Genomic DNA, 26,579 nt, shown 5'->3' with positions numbered 1-26,579 from the left:
GCGCTTCAGGCCGCAGGCGCCTCAGGCCGCAGTCGCCTCAGGCCGCAGGGGGTACCCCGGGCGGAGGCACCGAGTCCCGCCGCAGGCCGCGGAGGCGCGCAGGCAGGTGCCAGAGCGACTCGAAGATCCCGAGCAGCACGTAGAAGCCGAGCAACCACACGAGCACGAACGCAGGCTGCAGCTGCGTCGAGATCACCGCGCTCGACCCGACAGCGAACGCCACGAAGAGCACCGTCCGAACGTTGAGCCGGAGGTCCTTGAAAGAGCGGAACCGGATGGTCGAGACCATCAGCAGCGACAGGATCGTCGTCGTGGCGAGGATCGCCGACGCGTAGCGCTCGCCGCCGATCTCGCCGGCGGCCGCGTGGTTCGCGACCACGATCGAGACAAGGATGCCCGCCGCGCCCGGGATCGGGAGGCCGACGATGTACTTCGAAGGCTTCGTGGGCTTGCCCGCCTCGCCCATGGAGAGGACGTTGAAGCGCGCCAGCCGGACCGCGCCGCACGCGGTGAAGAAGAACGACACGAGCAGCCCCGCGAGATCGAAGCGGTGCAGCGTCCACTGATACACGAGCATCGACGGCGCCACGCCGAACGAGACGATATCCGCCAGCGAGTCGATCTGCAGGCCGAAGGCGCTCTGGGTCTTCGTCATCCGCGCGACACGCCCGTCGAGGGTGTCGAAGAACATCGCGAAGACGATCAGCAGCGCGGCGCGGTAGAAATCATCTTCCGACTGCGCGGTCGCGGAGCGCCGGATCGAGTCGAAGCCACAGAAGATCGATGAGAGCGTGATCAGGTTCGGAAGCAGGAACAGCGTCTTCCTGAGCTCGAACCGCCGTCGCTTCCGGATCATGCCGCCTCCCGTTTAGGCAGGCCAGGCTATCGCCGCAGGGACCGCGAACGCAAGCGCCGAAGCGCACACGCGAGTCGCTAGAAGGTTACCGCGAGCCAGGATCCGGGATCGTTTCATTTCACCGTCGACTTCGTTTCATCGGTCGTTTTTCCGCCGTCGCTCAACGCGCGAGCCGCGCCATGCCCGGCTCACTCCATACCGCCTCCGGGACCTCCGCGCCGGGATCGAAGCGGCACACCATCGGGCGGAGCTCGACGGCCGGGCCGGTCGCTCCGCCCGCAGCAGCAGCCGAGCCCGCCGCCGCCCGGAACAACCACGACTGGGCGAGATCGCCTGGGATGATCGCGGACCGGGGAGCCCGCCCGATCGCTCGCGCCTCCCAGCCCGCGACGCACGGCGCCGCAGGCGTGCCGTGGAGCACCGTGGTGGAGGTCAGGAGCACCGTGACCTCGGGCGGGCCCGAGGGACCAGCGGCGTCGACGACGAGCACCGGGTGGCGTGTGCCCGGGAACAAGGCCGTGCTGCCGAGGAAGAACGGCGCCTCCTGGCGCGCGCTCGCCGCGCGTTCGGCGGCGGAGCAGGGGCGCGGCGCGTCTCCGAGGTCGAACGGCGTCGGCAGCGGCTGCGCGGGGCCGAGCGTGCCATCCGCGCGGAACGCCTGGAAGATCGACCACGCGACCGCGTGCCCGGGATCGGCGACCAGCGTCGTCACGCCGATCGACCGTCCAGCGTAGGTCCAGTCGGTGTGCACGATCCGATCGCGGTCCGCCGGCGGAGCGACCGAGACGGCGTCGACCGCCCAGTCGGCGCCCGGGCCCGGCGCGGCGGGCGCGCCGGCGGGAGGCGCCGGGCGGTGGGCGAGCAGCATCCCGATCATCGGGCCGTTCGACGCCTGCCGGACCATCCCCACGCCGACGGGCTGGCCGTCCGCCAGGACCGCGTCGGCGCGCACGTCGAGGCTGCCGTGAAGGCCCGCCGCGGGCCAGGACGGGAAGTCGAAGCGCTGGAGCTTCCCCGGCGGCTCGTAGAAGAACGTGAGCGCCGAGTGAGCGCTGGCGGAGTGCGGCCTTACGAAGAGCCCGCCCAGCGAGACCGACAGGAGCGCGGGATCGAAGAAGTCGTCGGGGGGCGGCGCGCGGCGCGATGCGGCGCCTGCCGGGCCCGCCTGCGGCCGGGCGCCCGCGCGCGGCTTTCGCGCGGCGTCGGGGATGACCTTCACGTCGCCGAGCTCGAACGGGCCGGCGTCGGGGATCGTGCCGCGGCCCGAGGTGCCATCCAGGAAGTTCTCCCAGGCGACCTCGACGTTGCGCATCGGGGCCCCCGGCGCCGCCGCGCCGCCTGGGATCCGCAGGCGCGCCACGGCGTAGCCCTCCATCTGGGAGGTGACGTTGGTCGCGACCCGCGCTCGCCCGAGCCCCGCCGGCACCGCGGGCAGCAGCGATCGCGTGACGACCCGCGCCTCCCCGGCGCCGGACTCGGGGAGCATCGCGGAGACGACGTCGACGGCTCCGCTCGGGGCGCGCGTGAGCAACGACCACACGGACCGGCCGCGCAAGAGCTCGTCGCCGTCGGGCAGGCCGAGGCCGCTCGAGTCGACATGGTCGACGCGCGTCCACTTCGAGGACGGCAGCGTCTCGCAGACGATGGGCGTGCGCGCGGAAGGCTGCGCGCGCGGGGCCGGATCCGGCGCGCGCGGCAGCGCGCCGTCGGCCTGGCCGCCCCAGCCGACGCGGGTCGCCGCGTCGCCGAAGAGGCAGCCGCTGGCGCCGCACGCGATGGCGAGCTGGGCCTGGGAGAGCTCGCGCGACAGGGCCGGCATCTCCGGGAGCTCCGCCCAGCTCACGCCGCCGTCGAGCGACTCCCAGAGCGCCGCGACATCGTCGCCGCTCTCTCTCGCGCGCGACGCGAGCGCGAGCACGCGCCGCCCGAAGCCGGCGAGCGCCGCGCTCTCCGCCGGCGGGGTCGTCGCCGTGAGCACCCGGCCGTCCTCGTCGGCGGTCAGGTACGTGAGCGAGCCGCGCTCCGAGAGCAGCAGGCCGACGGCGCCGTCTTCCGCCGCGCGCAGCGCGCTCTCCTCGACGATCTCGAACCCCTCCGGCGATCGACCGTCGCCCGGCCCGCCCTCGGCGTCCTCGTCCTCGCCCTCGTCGCCGTCGCCCCGCGGCGCCGGCGGCGCGGCGGTCGCGTCGAGCGGCCGCGGCGCGAAGGTCTCGCCGCCGTCGTGCGAGACGAACAGCGCGAGGCGCTCGTCCTTGCCGCGGTAGCCGAGGAAATACGCGGAGCGCCCGTCCGCCGAGAACGCGGGCAGCGCGGCGGGGGCGCTGAGCGTGGGGGCCGCCGCGAGGACGACCGCGGCGCGATCCTCCTCGTGGGCGCCGTCGTGGGTCAGGAGGAGCGGCGCGGTCGGCTTGCAGCTGTCCGCGCCGTCGCTCGTCTTGCAGACGCCGGTCAGGAGCGCCGCGCCCTCGGGCGCCACGGCGACGCCGACCTGGTCGATGTCGGGCGTCTCCAGCGTGGCGACCGGCGACCACGCGCCGCCGCCATCGTCGCTGCGGAGCACCCGCGCGGCGACGCGATCGCCGTCCGGCTCCGCGCACACGGCGACGACGCGCCGGCCGTTCACGCCGAGCTTGATGCTCCCGCAGTCGCCCGTGCCCGGTATGGCCGCTTCCTTGAGCGGCCCCTCGATGGGGCCGCTCGCGAGGAGCCACGGCGCGCCGGCGTCTTCCGGGCGGACCGCCTCGACGTAGCGATCGCCGCTCACCGCCGCTCGCCCGAGCGACACAGCGGACGCGGACGGGGCGCGCGGGATCGTCACGTCGAGCTCGACGTCTGCCCGCGGGAGCGTCGCCGCGCTGCGGGAGAACGCGGGCGTGCGCCGTGGGTCCCAGGTCGCCGACGCGAGGAGCCCCTCGGCGAGGAGCTCGCCCCCGAGGGTGCCGACCCGCGAGAGGCCCATCGTCGGGAGCGGCGCGCGCGCCCAGGTGCCCCCGCCGTCCTCGCTGGCGAACAGCGCCTCCGGCAGCGCGAGCACGAGCGCGCGGCCGCCGTCGGCCATGGCGACGCCGAAGGCGCGCGGCTGGGCCCCGCCCTGCCCCGCGGCGCCGTCGAGCAGGACCGGCTTCCAGCCGAGCTCCTCGCGCCACCGGAGCAGCCCGCCGCCCCGGGTCACCCCGATCAACGAGCCGCCGGCGCCCGCGACCTGCAGGAGCGGCTCGGGCGGAGAGAGCGCCCGCGTGAGCTGGCCGAGCGGCGAGGAGGCCTCGTAGATCGCGCCGCTCGCGCCGACGAACATCCAGGAGGCCGGCGAGCGCCGCACGATCGCGGTGAGCTCCTCGGGCGCGGGCGAGGCGCTCGTCCTGCCCTGGCCGGCGCAGCGCTCGGCCTGCGCAGCGGGCCCGGCGGCGCTCGGCGGCGGCGCGGACGTCCGAGGATCGGGCGTCACCGTCCATCGCTGCCCTCCCTGGGCGACCACGACGCAGCCGGCACCGGCGAACGGCGCCCACGCGACAGCGGCGTCGGGCGCCGCCGGGTGGTAGCTCCAGCGCGCGGGCGAGGTGTAGGCCGCGCCCGCGGCGTCCGTCGACGGGAGGGCGGCCGCGGCAGGGCGGTGCGGCTGCGCCGGGGCGCCCGAGCAGCCCGCGAGCGCGCACGCCGACGCGAGCGCGATCGGCGCGCGGGTCCGCGACGGCGGCGCGGTCATTCGACCCAGCGGGCGACGAACAGGTTGGTCTCGCCAGGCTTCGCGCCGTACCGGTTCGAGGCGAAGACGACGTGCTCGCCGGTCGGCGAGAACATCGGGAAGCTGTCGAAGCCCTCGTAGAAGGTCACGCGCTCGACGGGCGGCACGCCGTCCGCCGTCGGGGGCGCGTCGGAGTCGACGAGGTAGAGGTCGAAGTTGGGCATGCCCCGGGCGCCCACCGGGGTGCTGAAATCCGAGGCGAAGAGGATCCGCCGCGAGTCCGGGAGGAAGTAGGGCGCGAAGTTGGCGCGGCCGTTCCTCGTCACCGGGCGCGGGTTCTGCCCGTCGGCGCTCGCGACGAAGATCTCGAGCGCGCTGGGGCGCACGAGCCCCTTGGCGAGCAACGCGCGGTAGTCGTCGAGCGCCGCTCCGGTGGGGCGGCTCGCCCGCCAGACCAGCTTGGTCGCGTCGGGGGAGAAGAAGGCGCCGCCGTCGTAGCCGGGCGTGCTCGTGATGCGCTTGACGTCCGAGCCGTCGAGCTTCGCTGTGTAGAGGTCGATGTCCCCGTCGCGCGTGCTCGTGAACACGAGGCGCGAGCCGTCGAACGCGACGGTCGCCTCGGCGTCGTAGCCCTTGCCCTGGATGAGGGGGCGGAGATCCGAGCCGTCGGCGTTCGCTGTGTAGATGTCGAACTCGTCGAGCGGCCACACGTACCCCTGCGAGTGGTCGGGCTTCGGCGGGCACGCCTCGCCGGCGGCGTGCGTGGACGCGAAGAGGACGCGCGCCTGGGCAGGGGCCGCGGGCGCAGGGAAGAGGAAGTAGCCGCAGGTGGTCTTGCCCTGGCCGTTCGAGACCCGGCGCACCTCGCCGCTCTCCAGATCCATGATGTACTGCTGGTCGCAGCTGTTCCCGTCGCGGGTCGACTGGAACACGACCTTCCTGCCGTCGGGCGACCAGTAGGCCTCGGCGTTCTCGCCGCCGAAGGTGAGCTGGCGGAGCTCGGCGAAGTGCTTCTCGCGCGGATCGGCGGCGACGCTCTTGCCGGCGCGGACGCGGAAGGGAAGCCACTCTGGCTTCGCCGTGGTCGTCGCCTCCGGGATCTGACCGAGCGGCTCCTTCGGTCGGGGTTCCGAGGAGGCGCAGGCGGCGAGCAGCAGGCAGGCGAGCGGGGCAGGCAGCCTTCGTTTCATGGCGGCGCGACCATAGTACGAAAGCGGCGAGCCGTCGCGGGGAGGCGGCCGCAGCGCGTCAGCCCGTGGCAAGGCGCGGGCGATGAACCGTGCGGTGGCGCGGTCGAGGAGCCGGCTCGGCTGCTGCTGCCGGAAAATCACGCGTTGGCGAACACACCCGAGAGGAGCCCGTGACAGTCGCGCTGGCCACCGACGAGGCCCACGCGGCGGAAACCAGGACCCGCTACTCCCGGAAGACGGTCACCGTCGTCGGGGTCGTATGGCCACCGCCAACGCAGTTCGGGAAGCTGCCGTCCGACGTCGGAGCGCCGCAGATGTCGTCGCAGTCGCCGAGGACGTCGACGATGCAGCCCTGCGTGTCGACGCCCGTCCCGCCGCACACGCGGCTGATGAGCGTCGAGCCGGGCGACTTGCACGCGAACCGGCGCTGCTCCGGCGCGAAGAGGTTGCCGAAATAGGCCGCCTCTCGGTTCGGAAAGGCCTCTCGCTCCGCTTGATCCGAGTCGAGGGCCTTGTGCTTGCCACGCATCGAGATAGGCACGCTCTCGCCAAGGTGGTTGATCCTGGCCAGCATGCAGGCCGAGACCCAGCCTTGACAGTGAGCGTTGCACTTCCCGTGTGCTCGGCCCCACTCGAGTGCGAGACCGATGTCCCCCTCGAAGGTATACGTCTCGCCGTCCAGAGAGACCTGCACGGATTGCCCCTCCGGGAGCGCGCAGCCCGCCACGTACGTCAAGAACTCGCGAGCCAGAGGATCCCGCAGCGCGCTCATGACATCGCTGCTGCTCGCGAGCCCGTCGCTCGTCAGCGGGTTGCCCGTGAGCGCTTCCGTGGCGAGCGTGTCTGTCGCGAACGCACTCTCCACGAGCGCTGTCTTCGTGAACGCGTTCCGCGTCACCACCTCTTGCTCCGCCGTGCCCCCGTCTCCCTCCAGGGGGTCCGCCTCGCCGACACAGGCCAGCAGATGGTTGGCGCTCAGGCCCAGGAACAAGATTGCGAGTCTGAAACGGTACTGCATAGCCCCCTCCACACAAATGAAACACGCATCAGGAATTTCCTCAACGACTTTTCCGGAGGAACCCTAAAATTCCGCACCTGCGGCGACGTCGTGAGAACGGCGAGGAAACGGCCGTTCAGGCGCGCTCGTGGGCGGCGCGCGGCTCCTGGAAGAGCTGCGAGCAGGAAATCCCACGTGCGGCGAAGCGCGAGCTCATGGAGCGTCTCGGTCGCCGAGCCATTGCGCCGCGAGCGCGAGCGTCTCGCCGTTGTCGAGCGCAGACAGAAACTGTTCCCGGTAGCGAGGATTCGAGATCTGCCCGGCACGGGACATCACGCTGTGGCGCGCCTGCGCGATCGCGGCGAGCGCCTCGTCCTGCCGGCCGCTCGCGAAGAGCGCCTCGGCCCGCACGAGCCGGATCAGCGATTCGCCCTCCTCGACCGCGCCGAGCGACTCCAGGAGGGAGAGCGCGTCGCCGGAGAGCGCGAGCGCCTCCTCGGCACAGCCCTTCCGGAGCAGGACCCGCGCGGAGAGGGCCCACGCCGCCGCGCGCAGCGGCGGCGCGTTCTGCAGGAGCTCCGCGGCCGCGCGGGCCTCGGCCTCGGCTGCGCCAAGATCGCCGGCGAGCAGCGCCGTCTTCCCGAGGTACGCGCGGGCGATCCCCTCGGCCCTCGGATCGCCCAGCCGCTGGAACGTCGCGATCGCCTCCTCCTCGACCCGCCGGGCCTCGTCGAGGTTGCCGCGGGCGATCATCACGTTGCCCAGGTTGCTGCGGGCGAACGCGGCCAGATCCGTGAGCTCCATCTGCTCCGCCGCGCGGAGCGCTGCGCGCAGCGCGGCCTCGGCCCCCTCGTAGTCGCCGAGCTCCATGGTGATGGCGCCGAGGTTCACCCGCAGCGAGCACGCGTTGCGGCGATCGCCGCTCCGCTCGAACACCGCGAGCGCCGCCTCGATGCCGTCGAGGCAGGCGCCGAGATCGCCGGAGGTCATGGTGCGGATGGCGCGCGCCTCGTAGAGCCTGGCGAGCACCTCGACGTCGAGCGGCCGCTCCTCCTCCCCGCTGCGCTCGAGGGCCTCGATGATCCCGTCCGCCACAGCGTAGCGGCCGCCGAAGGCGAGCCAGTTGGCCCCCTCGACGAGGCAGACGTCCCTCCCGGTCAGCGCGCCCTCGCGGGGCGACGCGCCCCGCGCCGTCGACACCCAGGACTCCACGCGATCGAAGGCCCCCTGCTTGCCAGCGGCCATGACCACCCAGGTCACGGCGGAGTACCAGGACGGCGAGCCCGGCTCGAACAGCGCGACGGCCTCGAGCGCGCGCTGCTCGGCCACGGCGAAATCGCCACGCCACACGCGGGCCTCCGCGTCGACGAGGAGCAGCCCGCCCGCCTCTGCCCCGGTCGCGCCGCACGCGAGGCCGCGCTCGGCGTGGCGAATCGCGGCGAGGAGATCGTTGCCGCGCAGCGCCTGCTCCGCCGCGCGCCGGTACCATGCCGCCGCGCGCCCCGGCTCGGCGCCGCGCTCGAAGTGCTCCGCGAGCTCCGCCGCGTCGCCCTTCCCCTCCCCTTCGAGCCACTCGGCCACAAGCCGGTGGCCGAGCCGCCGGTCGTACTCCGTCAGCGCCCCGTACGCCGCCTCCCGCACAAGGCCGTGCCGGAAGCTGTACTCGGGATCGTCCGCGCGCGCCTCGATCGGAGGGCCGGGATCGAGCGCCGCGGCCCGGCGCGCCGGCGAGGCGTCGCGCTCGGGCCCCCCGCGCGCGGACGACGTGGAGGAGAAGCCCTCGCCGTGCGCGCCGCCCCGGCCAGGCTGCCGCCTCTGGACGATCACCTCGCGCTCGACGAGCTCGGCGAGCCAGTCTGCCACCTCGGCGTCGGCGCCGCCGAGCAGCGCGGCGACGCCGGCGGGCCGGAAGCTCTGGCCGAAGACGCTCGCCGCCCGGAGGACACGCCGCGCCTCGGGAGCGAGCGCCTCGAGCCGTGCCTGCACCATCGCCAGCACCGTCTCCGGCAGCGCGGCCCCGCGCCCCTCGGCGGCAGCACGGATCTGCTCTTCCAGGAAGAAGGCGTTGCCGTCGGCCCGCTCGACCAGCGTGCCGATCATCTCGTCGGTGACGGCGCCGCCGAGCGCCTGGCGCGCGAGCCGCTCGCTGGCGCGGCGCGAGAGCCCCGCGAGCTCGATCTCCTGCAGGCCGCGGCCGGCCCACAGCTTCGGGAACATCTCGCGCACCTCGGGCCTGCCGAGCGCCAGCACCATGAACGGCGCGTCGCGCAGGTTGCGGAGGGCGCTGTTGATCATGCCCACCGTGGGCAGGTCGCCCCAGTGCATGTCCTCGAGGACGAGCAGCACCGGCTGCGCCGCGCACTCGGCGCGCAGGAACTCCTCCCACGCGAGGTGCAGCTGATCGCCCATCAGCACGGAGCTCCGCCGCGCCGCCCTGAGCGCCTCGCTGGCCTCGTCCGGGAAGGGCGTCCCCACGAGCTCGCCGAGGAAGGGCGCGACGTGGGCGACGCGCTCGCCGTGGCGACCGACGCGCTCGCGGATCTTGCGATGCACCGCCGCGGCCGGCGCGCCGTCGGCGACGCCGAGCGCGCGGCGGAGCACCTGCGCCAGGAGGCCGAAGGCAGAGCCGGCGCTCATGGGATCGCCGCGCGCGATCCAGACCGCCATCGGCTCGTCCCGCGCCCGGAGGCGCCGGAGCAGCTCGACGCGCAAGCGCGATTTGCCCATGCCGGCGGGGGCCGTCACCAGCACCGCGGACGGGGTCTGCTCCTCGATGCACTGGACGAAGGTCGCCTCCAGGAGCGACAGCTCGCGGTCGCGGCCCACGCACGGCGTCGGCTTGCCCAGGAGGCGCGGCACCGCCTCGAGGTCGTCGCACTCGCCGCGCAGGAGGTGGCCTGCGTGATCCGACCCGAGATCGAACCGCGCGCCGAGCAGGCTGGCCGTGACCTCGTCGATGCGGACGACGCCGAGCCGCGCCTCGTCGCCGGCGAGCAGCGCGGCGGCCTGATCGATGAGCTTGCCGATCGGAGAGCGGGCGGTGATCTCGGCGCGCCCCGAGACGAGCGCGACGGGCGCGCCGCCGAGCAGCACCTGCATCGCGAGCGCGCACCGCGCCCCCCGGGCGGCGAGGTCGGTCGGCGCGACGAGGCCGGACAGCACGACGACGGGAGAGCGCGCCTCGATGATCTCGAGGCGGCCCTGGTGGCGCTCGGCCAGGGCGCTGAGCGCGCGCACCCGGAGCGCGTCCTCGCCCTCGGACCGGGTGGCGTCGCTGTCGAGCGCGCCGTCGCGGGCGACGAGGAGGCAGATCATCCGGCGCTCGCCGGTCGTCAGCTCGGGCGTAGGGCCGCCGATGGACAGGGGGACGCCGCGCCGCGAGCCAGGCGCGAGATCGCCGAGCGCCCCGAGCTCGGCGGCCACGGCCGCTCCGTCGCGGGGGCGGTCGCGCGGGGCCTTGGCGAGCATGCGCGTCACGAGGTCGTCGAGCGCGGCCGGGACCTCGCCGCGGAGCTCCCGGAGCCGGGGCGGATCCTCGAGGAGGACCTTCACGAGCACCGAGAGGCCGTCGTTGCCGACGAACGGGGGCCGGCCGGTGAGGCAGCGGTAGAGGATGCAGCCGAGGGCGAAGACGTCGGCGCGGGCGTCGATGGCGACCTCGCCGCGCGCCTGCTCGGGGGCCATGTAGCCGGGGGTGCCGAGCATCACGCCGGGCATGGTGAGCTCCTGGCCGGCGTCCGCGACGCGCACGACGCCGAAGTCGAGCAGGGTGACCTCGTCGACGGAGCCGCCGACGAGCAGGAGGTTGCTTGGCTTGAGGTCGCGGTGGACGACGCCGAGCCGGTGGAGGGCGCCAAGCGTGGAGGCGACGCGCACGCCGAGCGAGAGGCTCTCGGGGACGGTGAGCGGCTCGCGGAGCAAGCGCTCGGCGAGGGTCTCGCCCGAGAGCCACTGCATCGCGAGGTAGAGATCGCCGCCCTCGGTCGTGCCGTGGGCGACGTACCCGACGACCCCGGGGTGACGGAGCGCGGCGAGCGCGTGCGCCTCCCGGCGGAAGCGGTGCGACTCCTGCGGGCCCGTGCGCTGGAGGAGCTTCAGCGCGACCGGCTCGCCCGTGAGCCGATCGCGGGCGCGGAAGATCTGCGCCATGCCGCCGGAGGTCGCGTGACCTTCGATCTCGAAGCGGTCGGCGACGATGTCACCAGCGCGCATCAGCGGTACCCCCGAGACGACCCAGAGAGCCGCAGCGCTCGCCTGTGGGGTGCTTCGGACGAGCCCATCGCAGTGACCGAGGATATCCAGAACGGCGGCGCTCCCCGTCAGCAAATTGTGCTGTAAGCAAGGCAACCTCAGGGACCGCAGCGCGATGAGCGCGCGGCGAGGGCGGATCCAAGGTTGTGCGCCTCACCACAACGAACAACGATGTGCCCGACGTCTGCCCGAGTCGATCAGCCCTGCGAGGGTCCGTCCTTGGCGCCGGAGAGGGCCTCGTCGACCAGCCTTACCGTGACAGAGCTTCTCGGGCTCCCGGCCGGCGGGGTCCTGATAGGACATCACCGCTCGTGAGGTTCGAGCGCTCCCTCATCGAGGAGATAGCGGTGCTTCGCATAGAGGCCCTGGAGCCCGCTGCGGATCCCTCCCTCGTGGTCTCGTAAGAGAGGGTCTTTCCCCGGCCGCCCCCGGCGCGTCAAGCGCTCGGCCGGAATTGGAAAGACGTCTGCTGAGCTCAGCGGCCTCGCAGGTCCCGCATCCGCGCCGCCCCGATCGCGCCCGTTCCGGCGCCGCGGCTGCTCCGCGTGGCCCGCCGCGCACGGTCGATCTACCCTACCCAGGTGCGATCCCACGTTCTGGCCGGCTGCCTCGCGGTCCTGATCCCCGCGGCCGCGACGCTCGCGATCCCGCACGCCGAGGCCGCGGATTTCGATCCGTCCGGCCGCGGCAAGCGGCCCAGGCCGAAGGCCCCCAAGCCCGGCGGCGGCAAGCCCGGCGGCGGTGGCAAGCCCGGCCCCGCCGCGCGGCCGCAGCCCGCGAAGCCGGCGCAGGCGAAGCCGGAGCCGGCCGAGACCGGCGACGGGAAGCGGGGCGGCCCGTCGAGCGACGCGCTGATCGCTCGCTACACGGCCATCGTCATGAGCCAGCCGAGCGCGCCCTTCCCGCTCCAGCGCCTCGCCCAGCTCTACCGCGAGCGCGACGGGAACCTGAAGAAGCTCGTCGAGGAGTTCGAGCGCCGCGCCGCGCAGCCCGGGGCCGACGCCTGGGCCTCCAAGGTCGTGCTCGCCGGCGTCTACAAGCAGGACGGGCGCTACGACGACGCCATCAAGACGTACGAGGCCGCCATCGCGGACCGGCCCGGGGACCCGGCGGCCATGATGGCGCTCGCCCAGCTCGAGGCGGATCGCGGCGACAAGGCCCGCGCGCGCGCGCACTACGAGAAGGCGCTGCCGCTGCTCAAGGTCCCCGCGGACGTCGAGCAGACCCGGCGCACGCTGCTCGCGCTCTGCCTCGACCTCTCCGACTTCGACGCGGCCAAGGCGCAGCACGACGCGCTCGTGAAGAACGCGCAGGGCTCGCTCTTCGTGAAGGCCGAGCTCGGGCGCGAGCTCTCCGCGCGCGGGCACCACGCGCGCGCCGAGGCCGAGTTCCGCGAGCTCGTGAAGGCCGCGGCGGGCGACAACCGGGCGCTCGCGCCGGCGCTGCGCGATCTCGGGCAGTCGCTCGCCAGGCAGAAGAAGATGGACGAGGCGCTCGCCGTGCTGAAGCGGGCGCTCGCCATCGCCGGCAGCGCCGCCGGGGTGCGGGCCGAGATCCTGCTCATCATGACCGACGCGTTCCGCGCCGAGGGCAAGCTCGCGGAGCTCATCGCGATCCTCGAGGCCGAGAAGGGGCAGGACTTCCAGCGGCTCGCGACCCTGGGCGCCCTGTACGAGGAGACCGGCGACGTCGACAAGGCGATCGGGATCTACAGGAAGGCCCTCGCGCTCGACGGCAAGCACATCGACACGCGGCTCCGGCTCGTCCACCTGCTCCAGACCGCCGGCGAGCTCGACGCCGCGATCCGCGAGTACGAGCTCCTGATCAAGGCGGCCCCGGGCAACGCGGACTTCGTCTTCGAGCTGTGCGAGACGCTCATCCAGCGGGGCGACCGGCCCAAGGCGCTCGCGCTGCTCACCCAGCTCGAGGGGCGCGTCGCGGACGAGGCCGAGACGCTCGCGGCCGTCGCCGATTTCTACGAGCGGGTGGAGGAGAAGGACCGGGCCCTCAAGGTGCTCCAGCGGCTCGCCGGGGCCGCGGGCGGCGATCCGAGCCACCTCGTCGACCTGGGCGACCGGTACTTCCAGGCCGGCGACAAGAAGAAGGCGCTGGAGACGTGGGCGCGCATCAAGCAGGTCGTGCCGAGCCGGGCGCGCGCCGCGGCCACGCTCGGCGAGGTGTACCTCGACCACGACATGGTGGCGGAGGCGCTCGCCGCGCTCCGGGAGGCCGCGCAGCTCGAGCCCGCGAACAGCCGCTACAAGAAGGCGCTCGCGATCGCGCTGGAGCGCACCGCGAGCGCGCTCGGCAACGCGGGGCCGCGCTACACCGAGGCGCGCGAGCTCTGGGAGCAGCTGCTCGCCGGGGCGGGCAACGACAAGCTGCTCGCGCGCGAGGCGCGCACCCACATCGTCAGCCTCTGGTCGCTCACCCACGAGCTGCCGAGCCGCGTCGCGCCGCTCGGCGCGCGCTTCAACGCGACCCCGCCCGACCTGGAGGCGGGGCGGCTGCTCGCGGAGGTGCAGCGCAAGCTGCACCGGCTGCCCGACGCCGAGGCCACGCTCCGGAGGCTCGTCCAGGCGGCGCCGGGGGACGAGGACTCGCTCCTCGCGCTGGAGCGCGTGCTCGTGCTCCAGCAGAACCTCCTCGGCGCGATCGACGTGCTGGGCAAGCTCGTCGAGGTGAACCCGAAGCGGGCCCGCGAGTTCTACCAGCGCATGGCGCAGTACGCCGCGGAGCTGTACCGCGACGACGACGCGATCCGGTACGCCGCGCGGGCCGTCGAGCTGTCGCCCGAGGACGCGAGCGGCCACCAGAAGCTCGGCGACATGTACCGCCGGCGGCAGGACTTCCCGCGCGCGATCGCCGAGTACCGGCAGGCGCTCGCGAAGAACGACCGGCTGTTCCCCGTGTACTTCGACCTCGCCGAGCTGCTGCTCACCGCGGGGCAGGCCGAGGAGGCCGACCGGCTCTTCCGCCGGGTGGTGCGGGCGTCGAACGACGAGGAGCTCGTCGCGCGCGCGGCGCGGATGTCGATGCAGGTGAACCTCGGCCGGGGCTCGCTCGAGGTGCTCGAGCGCGAGCTCCTGCCGGTCGCGGTCGGCAACCCGCAGAAGCCGCTCTACCGGCGGCTGCTCGTGGAGCTCTACGGCGCGATGACCTTCCCGCTGATGCAGAAGGTCCGCGGCGAGGGCCGCGCGGGGGGCGCGGCGGCGCGCGCGGAGCTCGCGAAGATCGGCGCCCGCGCCGTGAAGCCGCTGCTCGACGCGCTCGCGGACGAGAAGGAGTCGCAGCAGAAGGTCGCGATCGAGGTGCTGGCCTACGTCGAGAACAAGGGCGCCGGGCCGGCGCTCTACAACTTCGCGATCGGCCAGGCGGACAAGGGCCTGCGCGCCCGCGCGATGATCGCGTGCGGCGCGCTGCGCGACCCGGCCATGCTGGAGCGCTACGAGCAGATGCTCGCGCCGCGCGACGCGGCCGCGAGCGTGCTGCCGAACGACGCGGTCGCGGTCGCCGCGACCTGGGGCGTGGCGCGGCTCGCGGCGGGCGGCGGGCGGCCGGCGGCGAAGGCGGAGGCGCTGCTCGCGCGGCTCCTGTCGTCGCCGGCGCCGGAGGTGCGGGCGCTCGCGGCGCTCGGCCTCGGGCTGACGCACGACCGGAAGCACGCGGCGGCGCTGTCCGCGGTCGCGAGGGCGCCCGAGGCCGGATCCATGCCGCGCGCGGCCGCGGTGCGCGCGCTGGGCGAGCTCGGGGGCGGCGGCGAGGGGCCCGCGCTGTTCATGTCGCTCGCCGACTCGAGCGAGCCGGAGCTGCGCCGCGCGGCGCTGATCACGCTCGCGCGGCTCGGCGGCGGCAGCGCGGGACCCGGCGGCGGCGGCGCCGGCGAGGCCGAGGCGGTCGCCGCGGGCGGGGCCGCGCAGGCGATCGCGGCCGGCGCGTTCTCGTCCGACGAGGGCCTGCGCGCCGCCGCGGTGTCGGCGGCGGTCGCGCTCACGCGGCGCGCGTACCCGCGCACGCGTGAGCCGCTGCCGGTGCCGGACGGCGCGCTGACGGTGAAGGACGCGCTCGCGGGGCTCGACCCCGATCCGCCCGGCCCGGAGGATCGCGCGGCGGCGCTCGTTGCGCTCGGCCCGGCGCTGCAGAAGGCTGCGGTCGCCGCGGTCGCGACGTCGCCCGAGCGGGCCCTGGTCGTCGCGGACGCGATCCTGTCGCGCGGCGCGGCCGTGTCGGGCGGCGATCGCGGCGCCGGCGTGGGCGGCGCGGCGCTCGGGCTCGCGCCCTTCACGGACGGGCGCGCGGCGCTCGCCCCGGAGCCGAGGCGGCAGGTGGAGGCCGCCGTGGAGGGGATCGCCGCGGCGGTGGTGAGCGGGTTCGTGGCGCTCGTGCGGCACCCGGCGATCGAGGTGCGCACGCGCGCGGTCGAGCTGCTCGCGACCCGGCCCGAGCCGGAGGCGCAGGCCGCTGTGGTCGACGCGCTCGGCGATCCCGAGGAGAGCGTGCGGCGCGCGGCGCTCTCGGCGCTCGGCGCGGTCCGGCACGGGCCGACGATCGCGGCCGTCTCGGAGCTCCTGCGGTCCTCGTCGAGCTGGCCGCTGCGCGTGCGCGCGGCGGAGGCGCTGGGTCGGCTCGGCGCGCCGGGCGGGGGCGCGGGCGGCGGCAGGCCGAGTCAGGTCGCGGAGACGCTCCGCGAGGCGGCCCGCGCCGACGCGTATGCCCTGGTGCGCGAGGCGGCGGCCCGCGCCCTGGCCTCCGCGGACCGCGCGGCGGCGGCGCCGGTGCTCCGGCAGCTCGCGGCGAGCGATCCCGAGCCGCGCGTCCGCCAGACCGCGGCCGAGCTGATGCGGAGCGCCGCGCCTTGAGCCGCGCCGCTCCGCCCGGGCCGCGGCGCGTCGCGCTGCGGCTCGCGCCGCTAGCCCTCGCCGGCGCGATGAGCGCCGGCGGGGCGGCCGGCTGCGACGACCTGAGCCGGTTCTCGACGGCCGACGGGGAGGCGTACTGCGGCGCGATCACGCTGGGAGGCGCGTTCCGCGCCGGCCTGAGCCCTCGGGTGCAGATGCGGCTCACGCTCGACGCGGACGGGCTCGACGGGCCGGAGCCGCCGGGCGCGCTGTGGACCTACGAGGCGCCCGACGGGGCCACGGCCGAGCGGCGCCTCCTCGACGGCGCGCCGCTGCGGCCGATCGGCGCGCTCGCCCACGATCCGCTGTCGCGGCTGGAGTTCGGGGAGGGCCGGGAGCGCAACGCGATCTACGCGGTCGACGCGTCGGAGCCAGAGGCGGAGCCGCTGCTCGCGGTGCTATCGCTGCGCACGGACGAGTCGGTCGAGGTGCGCCTGCTCCGGCCGGGCCGGGCGCCGCTCGCGTCGGGCGAGGCAGAAGCGGCGGGGCAGCGGCAGGTGTTTGGCAATTTCAGGCTGACGCGGCGGACAGGGACATGCGGGTTCTAGGGATCGAGACATCGTGTGATGAGACGGCGGCGGCGGTGGTCACCGAGGGAGGCGACGTCCTCTCCGACGTCGTGCGCAGCCAGGTGGCGCTGCACGCGCCTTACGGGGGCGTCGTGCCGGAGGTCGCGGCGCGCGATCACGCGCGCGCGGTGGTCCCGGTGGTGCGCGAGGCGCTCTCGCGCGCGGGCATCTCGGCGGCGGATCTCGACGGCGTGGCGGTGACGTCGCGGCCGGGGCTCGCCGGGGCATTGCTCGTCGGCCTGCAGGCCGCGAAGGGGCTCGCGTGGGCCGCGGGCAAGCCGCTCGTGGGCGTCGATCACCTCGTGGGGCACCTGCTCGCGGTGTTCCTGCGGCGGGGCGGCGCGCCTCTCGTCGACGAGCATGAGCGGCCGTCGTTCCCGTACGTGGCGCTGCTCGCCTCGGGCGGGCACACGGCGATCTACCGGGTGGACGGCCCTGCGATCGGCGCGATCCGGGAGCTCGGCGCGACGCGCGACGACGCGGCGGGCGAGGCGTTCGACAAGGTGGCGAAGCTGCTCGGCCTCGGGTATCCGGGCGGGCCGGTGGTCGATCGGCTCGCGGCCGGGGGAGACGCGGCGGCCGCGGCGGACGCGGTGCCGGCGCTGATGGCGCGCAAGGAGTCGCTGGAGTTCAGCTTCTCGGGCATCAAGAGCGCGGTCGCGCGGCACGTGGCGAAGCGGGGGCGGCCGGAGGGGCAGGCGCTCCGCGACCTGTGCGCGGCGTTCCAGGGGGCGGTGGTCGACGCGCTCGTGCAGAAGACCGTGCGGGCCGCCCGGGCCGAGGGGATCGGGCGGGTGGTCCTCGGCGGCGGCGTCGCGGCGAACCAGGGGCTCCGCGCGAAGATGGCCGCGGCGTGCGAGCGGCGGGGCCTCGCGCTGTTCGTGCCGCCGCTCGCGAGCTGCACGGACAACGGGGCGATGATCGCGTATGCGGGCGCGCTGCGGCTCGCGGCCGGGGAGCGGGACACGCTGGATCTCGCGCCCGAGACGAGGACGGCGCTGCCGCGGGTGACCCGCAAGGGCGGTGGCGCGAGGTGATCGGGACAGGCCCGTAGCGGGAGCGGCGCGAGGGCGCGGAGGACGCGGGTCCTGTGCGCGTGGGGACATGACGTCCGATGGCGGACGATGGCGGACGATGAAGTCATGGCTCGTGCTGGGGATTACCTCGGACTTGTACGCTGCGGCGAGCCGTGGTCTGATGCGTTCTCAGGATCCAGGCCGGCCCGCGCTCGCCGTTCTTCCGGCCGCGCGGGACAGGACAAGGGTGGGATAGCCCGCCCGGCGGGGCGCGAGGATTGTAAGCCATGCAGGTTGTTCTACCGATAGTGCTCGGGTTGATCGCGGTGGCGTGCGGCGCAGGCGCCGTGTTCCTGCTGATGCAGGCCACGCAGCTGAAGCGGCAGCTCCAGGACGCGAACCAGCACATCGAGGCGCTCCGGCAGGCCAAGGGCCAGCTCGATCAGATGAGGGCGCAGTACGGGCAGCTCCAGCAGGCGCTCGAGCTCGCGAGGAACGACGATCGCCAGAAGGTCGACTGGCTCGATGCCCAGCAGAAGGAGATCGACTGGTACAAGAGCGAGCTCGAGAGCCGGCCGAAGATCACGCAGAAGCGGTACAAGATCCTGACGCTCGGCATCAAGTGGACCGGCAAGACGTCGCTCACGCTCAAGTGGGCGAATCCCCTCGTGGATCTGGGCACGCTGCAGGGGACGAAGATCGAGCGTTACGAGCGGACTGTCAGCCACGTCCTCACGAAAGAGGTGCTGACAGAGCACGTGTTCGAGATCGGCGACTGGGGCGGCGAGCACATCGTGGACGCGCAGCAGGAGCTCATCATGGAGGAGATCCATGGGCTCCTGATGGTCGTGGATCTGGCGGGCAAGGACGGTCAGAAGATCGAGCCGGCGAGAATCCAGGAGCAGCTCCGGGAGTTTCAGCCGCAGTCGCTGCAGTTCTTCTTCAGCCCGAAGACGCTGGCCTCGTGCAAGGCGGTCGTGCTCTTCATCAACAAGTCCGATGTCCTCTCCGGGACGCCGGCCGAGGTGGAGCGGGAGGCGCGCGGCTATTACAAGTCGCTCATCGACAGCCTGGAGCGGTACAAGAACAACATCGACATTCGCGTGCTCGTCGGGTCGGCGAGCTACGGGCACAGCACACATCACCTGTTCTCGCACTTCGTGGAGAAGATCCTCCCGAAGAACGCGTATGATCCTCAGCTCCTGCAGCGGATGAAGCAGGACATCAGCGGGCATTCGGCGTTGTCGCGGACCGCGGCGCTCCCTGCCCCGCCGGTGCCGCAGCAGGTCAGGCCCAATGTACGGTAGCGAGGGCGCTTCGGGGTATGTGATCCCGCGGTACCGCGCGCCGGCGGACGCGGCGTGGTACCACGTGCTGCACGGGAACATCCCGGGGCACCAGATCGACTTCATGTACTGCCCGGAGGTGCCGCAAGGGCCCCTCACGACGACGCAGTTCAGCCACCTCGCGCGGCTGATGAAGTACATCGAGCCTGCGACGGGGGCGACGCACGCGTTCGCGATCGGCAACCTGTCGAGGGATGACACGCAGCACGAGCCTGGCCACGGGGCGATGGGGCTCATCTTCGGCTTCCGGATCGGCGGGGCGGTCGACCACGCCGGGCGGGGGAACCCGCCGTTCGCGCACGGGATCGTCGCGGTGGACAGGGACCTCGGGTATACGACGCTGCTCGAGGCAGCGGCGACGTTTTACCGGCACGTGATGAACGCGACGGAGGTCAACTCGTCGGCGGGCATGTTCTATCGCGAGTACGTGAGTGCGGTGCGGGAGGCGCCGGAGCGGGTGGCGCACGTGCTGGAGCGGTATGTCGAGGAGTTCGGCGATCTGCCGTATCTCCGGCGGAGCGGCGCGACGTGGGACTGGGTGGCGGACGAGGGGGCGCAGCCGAAGCGGGTGGTGATCGTCCACAAGCCGGATGAGCCCTTCGGGTCGATCGCGCTCGCGGCGGCGAAGATCGCGACGGTGCTGTACCGGTCGAACATCAAGTGGACGTCGATCACGAGCGGGCGGGAGGCGGATATCCCGGGCGGGGTCTCGGTGCGGTTCGTGCGGGAGCGCGACGTCACGATGGAGGATCGGCACGGGGTGCTGATCCGGATCGAGGAGGTCGCGGAGGACGAGGCGGAGATCGCGCGGGGGATGTTCGGGGCGCGGCCGCAGGGCGAGGTGGAGGAGAAGCCGCAGTTCGGCGGCGGATGGCGCGAGCGGTTGGCGGCGCAGCAGGGCGGGACGGGGCCGCTTGGCGTGGCGGGCGCGATGCCGGGGGTGGCGCTGCAGGAGCGGCGGGCGCCGGGGTCGATGCCGCCGTCGCAGAAGGGCGTCGGGGCGGGGCCGGCGTCGCAGCAGGTCGGGCCGAAGGGGACGCTGGTCATCGATTCGGAGAAGCTGCTCGGGAGCGCGGCGCTGACGGCGGGGGGCGAGGCCGGGGGCACGGGGCCCGTGCGGATGGGACAGGCGGGCCCGGGGAACGCCGTTCCGGCGCGGGCGGCGGGCGGCGTTGCGGGACGGGCGGCGAGCGGCGGGGCGTGGAGCGCGCCGGCGGCGGCGCCGCTGTCGAGCGTCGGCGGGGAGGAGCGCGACGATATCCCGGTCATCGTGGAGAAGCCGGCGTCGTCGCGGACGTGGATCTGGGCCGTCGCGGGGCTCGGCTTCGTGGCCGTGGCGGGCATGGTCGCGGTGCTGGTATCGCAGGGGGCGCCCGGAGGAGGGACTGCAGCGCCGGAGGCGACGGGGCCGGGCGTGGCGCTGCCTGCGGGGAGCGCGGCGGCGCCGGGGCCGAGCGCTGAGGCTGGCGCTGCGACGACGGGGTCGCCCGCCACGACGGCGCAACCGGAGGCGACGGCGAAGCCGCAGGCGGGGCAGGAGCAGCCGCAGCAGGGTGAGCCGCAGCCGAAGACGCAGCCGTCGGGGCGGACCAGGAACACCAAGGTCGGTGGGGCCGCGACCGGGCGCTTTGAACCGAAGCCCAGAGGGGGTAAGGTGCCGCCGTCGAGCAATGCCGTGCCGCCTCTCCCCGAAGGGAAGCCTGAGTTCTGATGACTCCGACGATGAGGAAGCGACCGCTGCTGTGGAGCTTGAGCGTGGCCGTGGCGTTGACGGCGCAGGCGGCGGGCGCGCAGCAGCCGGCCACCGCGGCCGCCGCCGGCGAGACCGACGCGCTGACGGACAAGGCGCGACAGCTCTACGAAGAGGGTAGACAGGCGGCGGCGGCGGGGAAATGGGCCGATGCACACGCGTCGTTCCTCGCGGCGTGGGCGATCAAGCCACATTACCAGATCGCGTCGAATCTGGGGGTCGCGTGCCTCAAGCTGGGCAAGCACCGCGACGCAGCGGAGTACCTGACGCGGTATCTGCGCGAGGCGCCGGCAACCAAGGTGAACGAGCGGCAGAACGCCGAGGCGTCGCTGAAGGAGGCGCTCGCGAAGGTCGCATCCGTGACGGTGCAGGTGACGCCGGCAGGGGCGGAGGTGACGGTCGACGGGGCGGTCGTGGGCAAGGCGCCGCTCGTGGATCGGGTGTTCTTGGCACCGGGCGAGCACGAGATCGGGGCGAAGCTCGAGGGGTACGCGCCTGCGACGCGTCCCTTCGCGGCAGTGGCGGGCCGTGCGGAGACGGTGGTGGTGCAGCTGGAGCGGGCGCCGGCCGCCCAGATCGGAGGGAGCGTTCACGCGCCGATTCTTCCGAGATTGGAAATGCCGCGCGGCAAGGTGCGGACGGCGGTGCTCGTGGGCGGTGGGATCGCGGCCGGCGTGGGTGTAGCGACGGGCGTGGTGCTCACGGTGCTGGCCAATGGGCGGGCGGGGGACGCCGAGCAGATGAGGCAAGAATTGGTCACGGAAGGCGACGGGTTCGCCTTGTGCCCTGACATCAACCGGTCGAAATGCGCAGACCTGAAGGACACGGTCCTCGCCAAGGTCGATTTGACGAATGCGGCGTTCTGGAGCTTCGTCACGGGCGGAGCCATCGGCGCTGGCACCCTTGTTTACGGGCTCGTGACGTTGAAGCCGGCCGAATCGCGTCCAACCGTACAGGTGGTGCCACTCCTGGGAACAGGGGCTTCCGGGCTCCTGATCAGCGGAACGTTCTGAGCTGGGGTCCGTGGAACAGAGGAGATTCAGAATGCGTCATCGTGCCCATCTCGCTGCTGTGCTCTTTCTGGCGGTAGCAGTCATGGGCGCCCAGTCCGTCGGATGCGTGGACCGCTATGAGCCAGCCGAGGGTTGCGAAGGCCCTGCTGGCTGCACCACCACCGGAAGTGGTACGGGTGGCCAACCCGACCCGGCGAAGAACTGTGACCTCACGGACAAGAACTTGTCGCCCGATGGGTCCTGTGGAGTCTTCGTGAGGTCGAGCGCTATCGCCGGTGGAACTGGGAGCAAGGAGCGACCGTTCCAGACGTTCGACGAGGCCGCCGCGAAGCGACCGAAGCGGGTCTATGTCTGCGGCGAGATGGGAGAGGCGTATACTGAGCAGGCCGGCGTGACCTTCACTGACGGAGTGAAGATATACGGCGGCTTCACGGCCTGCGACGGAGCCTGGACATGGTCACCCGAGACACGGGCGACGCTCCAGGGAGGGGAAGACGCCATTGCCCTCAAGCTGAACGGAGGCGCGAACCGGCTGGAGAACCTCAATGTCATCGCCGGGGAGGCCACCGAACCGGACGACACCGAACCGGACGCCAACAAGTCGGGGAAGTCATCGATTGCGCTACTGGCGAACGGCGGGACGGTCTACATCGTCAACGCCACGCTCAAGGCATCGAATGCCACGAGCGGTGCGGCGGGGATCCTGCCCAAGGCCGACGCTCCGCTCGCCGGTATTGACGGCGTTCCGGGTGGTTCGGCGTGCACCTCCGGAGGTGGGCGGAAGGGACCAGCAGGTCCAATCACACGTTGCGGGGACGTACAATCTGCGGGCGGGAAAGGGGGCGATAGCGGTGCCGTCTCAGACCCTCTCGGCACCCCCACGTTCTCAGCCGCAGGGTCTGGGGAACCTGGCACGCCGAGCACATCAGAAGCCCCCGCCGGGCCAGGCGGCAACGGCCAATTGACGAATTCTTCTTCATGCACCATGGGTATGAGCGGCGCCGATGGCCCCCCCGGGGCCTCGGCCCCGTCTTCTGATGGCCTGGGATCCATCGGCGCGGAGGGCTACAAAGTGGCTCTCGCAAACCCAGGTGGCCCAGGCGAGCCGGGGCGAGGTGGTGGCGGCGGCGGCGGTGCAATGGGTGGAAATGCAAGCTGCCAGGGCTCGAGGGTTGCGGTGGGTGGAGCCAGCGGCGGTTCAGGCGGTAGCGGGGGCTGCGGGGGTCGAGGGGGCCCCGGCGGACATAGCGGGGGCTCCAGCGTCGCGTTGATCGCTGTCGATGCATCGATCACCCTCGACGATGTCGAGCTGATTGCCGGTGATGGCGGGGACGGCGGCATGGGCGGGGTAGGCGAAGCAGGCGGCAAGAGGAGTGTGGGCGGCAGAGAAGGGGACGGCGACGGTACTGCGGCTGTCAAAGAGAGCTGCCCGGGTGGTGGCGGCGGTAAAGGCGGAGACGGCGGCCCGGGCGGCGGTGGCCATGGAGGTCACTCCATCGGCGTCGCCTTGCGTGGCGGGGAGTTGCAAATACTCCATCCACGTCCGTTCACCCCTGGCAATCACGGTAAGGGCGGCATGGGCGGCCCACAAGCAAGCGCCACTCAGAGCGATGGTGCACCAGGCAAAGACGGCCGCGTCCAAGAGTGCTGGGATTTCGCCAAGAATGAAGCTTGTTCGGCAACCTCTCCGTCGCACCCGGACAATTGAATTCGGCGGGCCAGTTCGACCTTCGAACCAGGCAGGGCGTGCGGCAATGCTTCGATCGCGAACCTCGAACGACGACACGCCCTCGCCAGGAAGGGCATCGCGGCCTTGGTTCTGGGGGGCCGTTACATAGTCCCGCGAACCTCGCCATCATGCTGCGCCGAGCGCGCCGATGTGCATGGCCAATGATCATCTACCTTACATCCCCTTGCGTGACGTACCAGCATCGATCCCTGGATCCATCAACGATGATCCTTCGACTCGCTTGGAGCGTGCCGGTGCACGACCTCGGCATCTACAGGAGTGCTGCCTGAGCTGGAGGAGACGATGAGGTACGGGTCGACAGGAGTATGCCTTCTTCTCGGCGTCCTCTGCGCGTCGCCTGCGGCGGCGCAGGACCGGCAGACATCGCCGCAAAGCAAGGCAGCCGCCGTCGCGCTCGCCGAGCAGGGATGGGCCCACTACGAGGCGCAGCGATACGCCGAGGCGCTCCTCGTGTTTCGTCAGGCCGAGGCGAAAGCGCACGCGTCCCCGTTCCTGCTCATGGTGGCGCGCTGCTACGTCCAGCTGGGCCGCCTCCTCGAGGCGCGCGATGTGTATCGGCTCGTCGTGGACGAGAAGCTCGCGCCCGGTGCTCCGTCTGCTTTCGCGGAGGCGAAAGCCAGCGCGATGAAGGAGCTCGCCGAGCTGGAAGCACGCACCCCGACCGTGGAAATCACCGTCACGGGGGACCGTTCCTGCCGGGCTGGAGTTGACGCTCGATGGCCTCCCCATCCAGCTTGCTACCCCTGTGCAGCGCGATCCCGGCGATCACCCCCTGGTCGTCCGCACGCCCGGGCGCCGTCCCTTGACCAAGACGGTTCACCTGACCGAGGGAGCGAGGGAACAGGTCAAGATCGATCAGGCCGCGCTCGATGCGCTGCCGACCGATGAGCGGCCGGAAGACAAGCGGGTGCCTGCCCCGACCGTGAAGGGGCGCCCAGGCACGTCTCCGTCTCCGGCAGCGAGGACGCCGCGCAGCAACTTGCAGACGCCAATTGAGCCGCGGACGCCGTTGCTCGTAGCGGGCGGGGTCGTGGCGGGCGCCGGCATCGTGACGGGCGTGGTCTTCGCGGTGCTCACCGGCAATCGAGCCGATCACGCGGAAGAGGTCAGGAATGAGCTGAGCACTCGCTGGAACGGCGAGCGTCGGTGTCCCGATGGGGATGTTGCGAAGTGTAGGGATCTTAAGGACGCGGTGCTCGACGAGATCCACTTCAGCAACATCGCATTCGGGAGTCTTGTCGCAGGCGGAGCGATCGGGGTCGGTACACTGGTCTACGGACTGGTGACGAAGGAGCCTGAGCCTCCGAATCCGGTCCAGGGCACACGCGTGACGCCGCTCATCGGCCCCGGCACAGCCGGGGTTTCGTTGAGCGGAAGGTTTTGAGCTCACCAACGTCGAAGGAGAAGGCCGTACTATGCGTCGCCGCACCCATGTTGCTGCTTTGATCTTCCTGGGAACGATGGCCGTAGGGTCCCTGGGGGCTCGATGCGACAGCGACGAGGAGGTGGCGGCACAGGCGTTGGAAGCTGGCTCCAGCGGCTCCAGCGGAACAGTAGGAGGGCGGCCCGATCCGCCGCCGCAGTGTGTGCCAGGAGAGGGCGAAGGGTGGAAGAAGGCGGACGCGACGTGCGGCGTGTTCGTGAGGCTCGATGCAGACGATGAGAACGCCGGGACGCCGGACGCGGCGGTGAAATCGTTGGGAAAAGCCATCGCCCTCGCGACCGCCCTCCCCGATGCCACGAAGAAGAACGTGTATGCCTGCGCCGAGACGTTCGAAGAGAAGGTCGAGATCCAGGCAGATGTGACGCTGTTTGGTGGACTCGACTGCGAGAACGGCTGGCAATGGATCGGCGAACAGAAACGGACGACGCTGACGGCCGAGGCTGGGACCATCCCTCTCACGATGCATGGGGGCGGCTCAGTTAGGATGGAGGACGTGCATGTCCTTGCTGAATCCATTCTGACGTCTGGAGCGTCGTCCATCGCAGCCGTGGCCGATGGTGTCACCGTCTCGCTGGCGCGCTGCACGATTGAGGCAAGTGATGCTGCACCTGGCGCCGATCAACGCCAGGACTCGGACAAGGCCACGGGCGGGAGCGATGGGAATCCAGGTGAAGGTGGGTGCATGGCCTCTATTACCGCCGGCGGTGCCGAGCAATTCAACGACTGCAAAGATGGGGGCGAGGTCTCCATCAGCGGCGTTGGCGGAGCAGGACAACCGAACAGCGGTAGCAACGGCGGTGATGGCACACCGGGTGGCTCGGCCAATGGCGGAGCCGGGCAGACGGCAGGGGGAACTCTCTGCCTCCCCGGCAACGCTGGCGCAGATGGCATGCCCGGCAAGCCAGGCACCGGGGGCACGGCCCTCGGCAGCCTCGCACAAGGTGGGTATACCGGCAAAGCCGGCGATTCCGGCCTACCCGGAGCCAAGGCGCAGGGTGGCGGCGGCGGTGGCGGCGCTCGCGGTGTTCCCAACACTCCCAACCCCGGGCGTTCCTGCCCCGACCCCAATGCCAAAGGAGTCGGCGGCCCCAGCGGCGGCTCGGGCGGCGCCGGCGGCTGCGGTGGCAAGGGCGGCCCCGGGGGTTCCGCCGGCGGCGCGAGCATCGCGCTCATCAGCCTTGACTCCACTCTACAGCTCCACGACGTCATCCTAAAGACAGGCAGCGGAGGCAAGGGAGGCAACGGCGCTCCAGGACAGCCCGGCGGCACCGGCGGTGCCGGCGGTGAGGGCGGCAAGGCGCTATCGGGCGCCTCCAACCTTGGCAACGCCTGCAACGGCGGCCGCGGCGGCAGCGGCGGTCAGGGCGGTCGCGGCGGCGGCGGCCGCGGCGGTCACTCCATCGGCATCGCCTTTCGCGGCACGCCGCCGCCCATGGACGCGAACGATCTCCAGTTCGAGCTCGGCGAGCCCGGCCTCGGCGGCGAGGGGGACGGAAACGAGGGCGACGGCGCCCCCGGAGTCAAGGCGCCGACGCTCGATTTCGCCTCCCCGTGACGCCATGGCCCCATCGATGGCCCCTCGTGCGTCTCGCGCTCCCCCGATGGCCCCGCGGTCGCGCCAGCGGCGTCGCTCGGCGCGGCCCGCTTCCCGAGACATCACCGCTCCGCCAAGTCGAGCGCAGCCACGCTGTCAGCACCCCTAACCTCAGCATCGGCCGCGCGCCCGAGCTTCCGTCCGCCATGCCCTCATCAGGAGAACCCCGGTCGGCACCCCATCACCGCCTGCCCGTGCCGCCATCCCCCAACCGCCGCCACCC

The 26,579-nt window shown here is 72.6% G+C and carries 14 protein-coding genes; 8 read left to right on the top strand and 6 right to left on the bottom strand.

Annotated elements, in window-relative coordinates:
• Nucleotides 1–37: 37 nt before the first annotated feature.
• The 5 genes from pssA to WMF19_RS09340 all read right to left on the bottom strand — a co-directional run bounded on the left by pssA (nt 38) and on the right by WMF19_RS09340 (nt 10,937).
• A complete protein-coding gene (gene pssA / locus WMF19_RS09360) occupies nt 38–856 on the bottom strand; it encodes a CDP-diacylglycerol--serine O-phosphatidyltransferase (RefSeq protein WP_437328406.1) in 819 nt (272 codons plus the stop codon).
• A 160-nt stretch (nt 857–1,016) separates the two neighbouring features.
• Entirely contained in the window at nt 1,017–4,559 is a 3,543-nt protein-coding gene (locus WMF19_RS09355; RefSeq protein WP_437898771.1) for a hypothetical protein, read from the bottom strand.
• Nucleotides 4,556–5,728: a hypothetical protein gene (locus tag WMF19_RS09350; protein ID WP_272101308.1), complete on the bottom strand. Its 1,173-nt coding sequence runs from the start codon at nt 5,726–5,728 to the stop codon at nt 4,556–4,558. Before WMF19_RS09350 ends, WMF19_RS09355 begins: the two co-directional genes overlap by 4 nt.
• Before the next feature lie 223 nt (nt 5,729–5,951).
• The gene (locus WMF19_RS09345) at nt 5,952–6,746 is read right to left on the bottom strand and encodes a hypothetical protein (RefSeq protein WP_437898770.1); all 795 of its coding nucleotides are present in this window, start codon (nt 6,744–6,746) and stop codon (nt 5,952–5,954) included.
• A 192-nt stretch (nt 6,747–6,938) separates the two neighbouring features.
• Nucleotides 6,939–10,937 (bottom strand): protein kinase domain-containing protein, encoded by a 3,999-nt coding sequence (locus WMF19_RS09340; RefSeq protein ID WP_437898769.1) that lies wholly within the window; start codon nt 10,935–10,937, stop codon nt 6,939–6,941.
• 620 nt (nt 10,938–11,557) lie between these two features.
• On the opposite strand from WMF19_RS09340, the gene WMF19_RS09335 reads away from it, so the two are divergent.
• The 6 genes from WMF19_RS09335 to WMF19_RS09310 all read left to right on the top strand — a co-directional run bounded on the left by WMF19_RS09335 (nt 11,558) and on the right by WMF19_RS09310 (nt 21,568).
• Entirely contained in the window at nt 11,558–15,835 is a 4,278-nt protein-coding gene (locus tag WMF19_RS09335) for a HEAT repeat domain-containing protein (protein ID WP_437898768.1), read from the top strand.
• Complete coding sequence (locus tag WMF19_RS09330) at nt 15,832–16,422, top strand: hypothetical protein (protein WP_437898767.1); 591 nt, start codon at nt 15,832–15,834, stop codon at nt 16,420–16,422. Before WMF19_RS09335 ends, WMF19_RS09330 begins: the two co-directional genes overlap by 4 nt.
• Nucleotides 16,410–17,480: a tRNA (adenosine(37)-N6)-threonylcarbamoyltransferase complex transferase subunit TsaD gene (gene tsaD / locus WMF19_RS09325; RefSeq protein WP_437898766.1), complete on the top strand. Its 1,071-nt coding sequence runs from the start codon at nt 16,410–16,412 to the stop codon at nt 17,478–17,480. Before WMF19_RS09330 ends, tsaD begins: the two co-directional genes overlap by 13 nt.
• Before the next feature lie 266 nt (nt 17,481–17,746).
• A complete protein-coding gene (locus tag WMF19_RS09320; protein ID WP_437328399.1) occupies nt 17,747–18,766 on the top strand; it encodes a hypothetical protein in 1,020 nt (339 codons plus the stop codon).
• A complete protein-coding gene (locus WMF19_RS09315) occupies nt 18,756–20,516 on the top strand; it encodes a hypothetical protein (RefSeq protein ID WP_437898765.1) in 1,761 nt (586 codons plus the stop codon). The genes WMF19_RS09320 and WMF19_RS09315 overlap by 11 nt, the downstream gene beginning before the upstream one ends.
• Before the next feature lie 11 nt (nt 20,517–20,527).
• Nucleotides 20,528–21,568 carry a PEGA domain-containing protein gene (locus tag WMF19_RS09310; RefSeq protein ID WP_437898764.1) on the top strand — a complete coding sequence of 347 codons (1,041 nt, stop codon included), beginning with the start codon at nt 20,528–20,530 and terminating at the stop codon, nt 21,566–21,568.
• A gap of 1,198 nt (nt 21,569–22,766) precedes the next feature.
• Here WMF19_RS09310 and WMF19_RS09305 read toward each other — a convergent pair.
• A complete protein-coding gene (locus tag WMF19_RS09305; RefSeq protein WP_437898763.1) occupies nt 22,767–23,051 on the bottom strand; it encodes a hypothetical protein in 285 nt (94 codons plus the stop codon).
• A 1,069-nt stretch (nt 23,052–24,120) separates the two neighbouring features.
• Here WMF19_RS09305 and WMF19_RS09300 point away from each other — a divergent pair.
• Both WMF19_RS09300 and WMF19_RS09295 read left to right on the top strand, forming a co-directional pair.
• A complete protein-coding gene (locus WMF19_RS09300; RefSeq protein ID WP_437898761.1) occupies nt 24,121–24,702 on the top strand; it encodes a hypothetical protein in 582 nt (193 codons plus the stop codon).
• A 31-nt stretch (nt 24,703–24,733) separates the two neighbouring features.
• Complete coding sequence (locus WMF19_RS09295; protein WP_437898760.1) at nt 24,734–26,317, top strand: PGRS family protein; 1,584 nt, start codon at nt 24,734–24,736, stop codon at nt 26,315–26,317.
• Nucleotides 26,318–26,579 lie beyond the last annotated feature (262 nt).

It is taken from the genome of Sorangium sp. So ce124 (genome assembly GCF_051525235.1).
In the GTDB taxonomy this organism is placed as follows: domain Bacteria; phylum Myxococcota_A; class Polyangia; order Polyangiales; family Polyangiaceae; genus Sorangium; species Sorangium atrum.
The sequence above is the reverse complement of the archived record's forward strand: the minus strand, read 5'-3'. Positions and strand labels throughout refer to the sequence as shown.

What these genes read in the sequence shown, in the direction of transcription:
- WMF19_RS09355 (WP_437898771.1), bottom strand. Translation starts at nt 4,559, where the DNA reads ATGACCGCGCCGCCGTCGCGGACCCGCGCGCCGATCGCGCTCGCGTCG.
- tsaD (WP_437898766.1), top strand. Translation starts at nt 16,410, where the DNA reads ATGCGGGTTCTAGGGATCGAGACATCGTGTGATGAGACGGCGGCGGCG.
- WMF19_RS09350 (WP_272101308.1), bottom strand. Translation starts at nt 5,728, where the DNA reads ATGAAACGAAGGCTGCCTGCCCCGCTCGCCTGCCTGCTGCTCGCCGCC.
- pssA (WP_437328406.1), bottom strand. Translation starts at nt 856, where the DNA reads ATGATCCGGAAGCGACGGCGGTTCGAGCTCAGGAAGACGCTGTTCCTG.
- WMF19_RS09315 (WP_437898765.1), top strand. Translation starts at nt 18,756, where the DNA reads ATGTACGGTAGCGAGGGCGCTTCGGGGTATGTGATCCCGCGGTACCGC.
- WMF19_RS09345 (WP_437898770.1), bottom strand. Translation starts at nt 6,746, where the DNA reads ATGCAGTACCGTTTCAGACTCGCAATCTTGTTCCTGGGCCTGAGCGCC.
- WMF19_RS09295 (WP_437898760.1), top strand. Translation starts at nt 24,734, where the DNA reads ATGCGTCGCCGCACCCATGTTGCTGCTTTGATCTTCCTGGGAACGATG.
- WMF19_RS09340 (WP_437898769.1), bottom strand. Translation starts at nt 10,937, where the DNA reads ATGCGCGCTGGTGACATCGTCGCCGACCGCTTCGAGATCGAAGGTCAC.
- WMF19_RS09305 (WP_437898763.1), bottom strand. Translation starts at nt 23,051, where the DNA reads ATGGCCACCGCCGCCCGGGCCGCCGTCTCCGCCTTTACCGCCGCCACC.
- WMF19_RS09310 (WP_437898764.1), top strand. Translation starts at nt 20,528, where the DNA reads ATGAGGAAGCGACCGCTGCTGTGGAGCTTGAGCGTGGCCGTGGCGTTG.
- WMF19_RS09320 (WP_437328399.1), top strand. Translation starts at nt 17,747, where the DNA reads ATGCAGGTTGTTCTACCGATAGTGCTCGGGTTGATCGCGGTGGCGTGC.